A 673-nucleotide genomic window follows, 5' to 3' on the forward strand; every position below is an offset into this window, starting at 1 on the left:
CGCGTCTGGACGATCTTGGTGAACTCGTTGTTGACGCTGCCGCCAAAGAGGTCGGTGCACACGACGACCTCATCGTCCGCGGCAAAGCCGTCCAGAATCGCTGCGGCCTCCTTGGTCAGGTCCTCGTTTCCGTCGACATACATAGAGAGCGCATGGACGTTTTCGCGCTCGCCGGAAAGCAGGCCGATGCTCTCGACGATTCCAGACGCAAAATGAGCATGGGACGCCACGATAAACTGCCTCATTCGATTCCCCTTCCTTGCGAATTTCGGCATAAAAATGCCCGGACGCATGCGCCCGGGCAGGGTGCTTCTTAAATGAGTGGTCAACTATTAGTAGTCGAACTGGTGATAGTAACGACGGTAGTTGAGGTTGTGCTTGGTGACCGTCTCGTAGTAAGCGGCAAGGCGATCGGTGATCAGCGAGGAGAGAATCCACGGAGACACGATGACGCGGAACTCGTCGTCAAGGCCGGGGATCGCGAACTCAGGATCGCGAACTCGGCGGTGTCGATGATGTTGATGTCGGTGTCGCCGGTCACGCCGCGGTTGAGGAAGGCGCGGACGCGCTCGTCGAGCTTGCGGTTCTCGTCCTCGCCCATGAACAGGAACACGGGGACGCCGGGCTCCACGAGCTCGAGGGTGCCGTGGAAGAAGTCGGCCGAGGTGATGTA

Annotated in this window: 1 protein-coding gene and 1 pseudogene; both read right to left on the bottom strand. The window is 59.1% G+C overall.

Translation table 11 applies throughout. From position 1 onward, the window contains the following. On the bottom strand, window positions 1–245 hold a 245-nt coding region (locus PGW49_RS10390; RefSeq protein ID WP_416335481.1), incomplete at its 3' end, for a PTS sugar transporter subunit IIA. A gap of 173 nt (window positions 246–418) precedes the next feature. Continuing rightward, window positions 419–673 (bottom strand): annotated as a pseudogene (locus PGW49_RS10395) (hypothetical protein); the annotation flags it as partial.

Origin of the sequence: Collinsella aerofaciens (assembly GCF_027679495.1) — a bacterium.
In the GTDB taxonomy this organism is placed as follows: Bacteria; Actinomycetota; Coriobacteriia; order Coriobacteriales; family Coriobacteriaceae; genus Collinsella; species Collinsella aerofaciens_AK.